We start from the raw sequence: 2816 nt of genomic DNA on the forward strand, positions 1-2816 counted from the left end.
GGGCTGGGCTGCTCGGTGCAGCTAGGGCTGCAGAGCGCCGATCCGGCCGTGCTGGCCGCGGTCGGCCGCGACTTCGATCCGGAAGATTTCGGCGAAAAGGCCCTGCTGCTGCACGAGGCGGGCGTCGTGTATGGCTTCGACCTGGTCTACGGGCTGCCGGGAGACGACCTGGCCGGCTTCAGGGCTTCGCTCGACTACGCGCTGGGCCTCGCGCCCAACCATCTCGACCTTTTCCCGCTGGCGGTCCTGCCCGGCACGCGCCTGGCCGAAACCGCGGCCGGGCTGGGCCTGCTGCACCTGCCGGAGCCGCCCTATACCGTCGTCTCGAGCGCCGGGATGAGCGCGGCCGAGCTGGGCCGGGCGGCCGGCCTGGCCGAGGCCTGCCGGCTCTTGTACGTGCGGGCCGGGGCGGTGGCCTGGTTCCAGCTCGCGCTCGACGCGCTGGCCCTGCGCCCCTCCGAGCTTCTGGCCGATTTCGCCGAATGGACGGCCGGCCGGCCGGCCGTCCCGAGCGCGGCCAAGACTAGCGAACAGGCCGCCCAAGGCCTGGCCAAGGACTTCCTGGCCGAGGAGTTCCCCCGGCGCGGCCGGCCGGAGCTGGCAGCCGCGGCGGTCGACCTGGTCGAATGGTTCGCCGTCACCGACCGGCTTTTGGCGCTGGACGAAGCGGCGGCCGCGGCCGGGCTGGAGACGCGCTTCGCCCACGATCCGGCCGAGCTGGGCCGCCAGCTCAAGGCCGGCCTGCGCGATCTGGCCGAGCTGGCCTTCTTCGTTCCGCGCCGGCCGGCCCTGAGGCGGGCCAGGCTGGTCGACGGCGGGTTCCTGTTCGACGAGCGCGACGATTAAGCCGGCGCCTGGGGCCCCGCCCCCAGGGCGAATTTCCCCTTGTAGTAGAGCAGGCGGTTGCGCAAAAGCTGCCGCTCCAGCATAGTAGGCGGATGCCCGGAGCTTCATTCGATCCGCTCACTCCCGAGGCCGTCGTGGCCGGGGTGGAGCGCGCCGCAGGCCTCGTGCTCGACGGCACCCTCAATCCCTATCCGAGCTACGTCAACCGCGTTTACGGCCTGCGCGGCGAGGACGGGACCGCGCTGGTGGCGAAATTCTACCGGCCTGGCCGTTGGAGCCGCGAAGCGATCCTGGACGAGCACCGCTTCCTGGCCGACTGCGCCGAAGCCGAGCTGCCGGTGGCCGCGCCGCTGGCCGGCCCGGACGGATCGAGCCTGCACGAGCTCGCCCTGGCCGGCGGGGAGGCCGGGCAGCTCTTCCGCTTCGCCCTGTTCCCGAAAATGGGCGGGCGCAACTTCGACGCCGAATCGGATGAGGATTGGTTCAGGCTCGGCTCGGTCGTTGGCAGGCTGCACGCGGCCGGCCGGCGGCGGACCGCTCCGGCTCGGGCGCTGCTCGAGCCGGTCGGACTGACGGCCGGCTTCGTCGCGGAGCTCCTGGCCGACGGGCAGGTCCATCCCAAGTATCGCGGCGATTTCGAGTCGATCTGTTCGCGGATTCTGGGCCTGATCGCCCCGCGCTTCGACGGCCTCGAGACCCTGCGTATCCACGGCGACTGCCACCGCGGCAACATTCTGGACCGGCCCGGAGCGGGCCTGTTGGTGATCGATTTCGACGATATGATGAACGGCCCGGCCGTGCAGGACCTCTGGCTGCTCCTGCCCGGCTACGCCGCCGACTGCGCCCGCGAGCTGGCCATGCTGCTCGACGGCTACGAACAGTTCTCGCCCTTCGACCGGAGCACTCTGGCTCTGATCGAGCCGCTGCGCTTCATGCGCCTGATCTACTTCCTGGCCTGGCGGGCCCGCCAGCGCGGCGACCATTGGTTCGCGGCGAGCTTCCCGGATTGGGGCAACGAGGCTTTCTGGATCAAGGAAGTCGAAGACTTGAGGGTCCAGGCCGAAGTGGTCGAGGAGACCCTGCGGGAATAGGGATGCGTCAGCCTTTTTCGCCGAAGCCGGGGCTCCGCGTGCTCGCATAAATTCGTGCTTAAGTGAATTCAGGCCGAATTTTATTTATAATTCCAAGAATTCGGCCGTCGACCGCTTGAAAATACGGATTTCTATATTATTATAGGCGGGTATCGAACGCAAAAGGAGGCTCTTCATGCTTCACGCACCGGCTGCCCCCCAAGGCAAGGACTACGGCACCGATTATAAAAGTCGCATCGGAGCGAGAATGTTCCTGGTCTATGCGCTCATCTACGCGGGATTCGTCGCCATCAACGTCATTGCGCCGCTGGCGATGGAAGGCACCGTGTTTTTAGGGCTCAACCTCGCGGTGGTCTACGGCATGGGCCTGATAGTCTTCGCGTTGATCCTGGCTCTGGTCTATACGCGGCTGTGCACGCTCAAGGAAAAAGAGCTGAGCGCGATCGATGCGAAGAAGGAGCATTGAATGGCCATTTTCATCTTTTTGATATTCGTCGCCGCGGTGCTCGGCCTGTCTTTCTACCTGGCGCGGCGGGCCAAGTCGGCCAGCGGCTACTACGCCGCCGGCGGGACCATCCACTGGTCGGTCAACGGCATCGCCTTCGCCGGCGATTATCTTTCGGCGGCCTCATTTCTGGGGATCTGCGGCATGATCGCCACGGCCGGCTATGACGGCTTTCTCTATTCGATAGGCTACCTGGCGGGCTGGATTGTGGCCTTGTTCATAGTGGCCGAGCCGATGAAACGCCTGGGGAAGTACACCTTCACCGACGCGCTGGACGCGAAATTCAATTCGCGCGGGATCAAGCTGACCGCCGCCATCAGCACATTGATAGTTTCAATTTTCTACCTGATTCCGCAGATGGTCGGCGCCGGCGT

General features: G+C 66.3%; 2 protein-coding genes and 2 pseudogenes. All 4 read left to right on the top strand.

All coding sequences use genetic code 11. The features are described 5' to 3' along the window. Positions 1-846: pseudogene (locus tag WC493_RS23100) on the top strand (hypothetical protein); the annotation flags it as partial. A 92-nt stretch (positions 847-938) separates the two neighbouring features. After that, positions 939-1937 (top strand): serine/threonine protein kinase, encoded by a 999-nt coding sequence (locus WC493_RS23105; RefSeq protein WP_373068975.1) that lies wholly within the window; start codon positions 939-941, stop codon positions 1935-1937. A 175-nt stretch (positions 1938-2112) separates the two neighbouring features. Beyond that, a complete protein-coding gene (locus WC493_RS23110) occupies positions 2113-2403 on the top strand; it encodes a DUF485 domain-containing protein (RefSeq protein ID WP_373068977.1) in 291 nt (96 codons plus the stop codon). Next, positions 2404-2816: pseudogene (actP, locus tag WC493_RS23115) on the top strand (cation acetate symporter); the annotation flags it as partial.

Source organism: Zavarzinia sp. (genome assembly GCF_041650655.1).
Taxonomy (GTDB): Bacteria; Pseudomonadota; Alphaproteobacteria; order Zavarziniales; family Zavarziniaceae; genus Zavarzinia.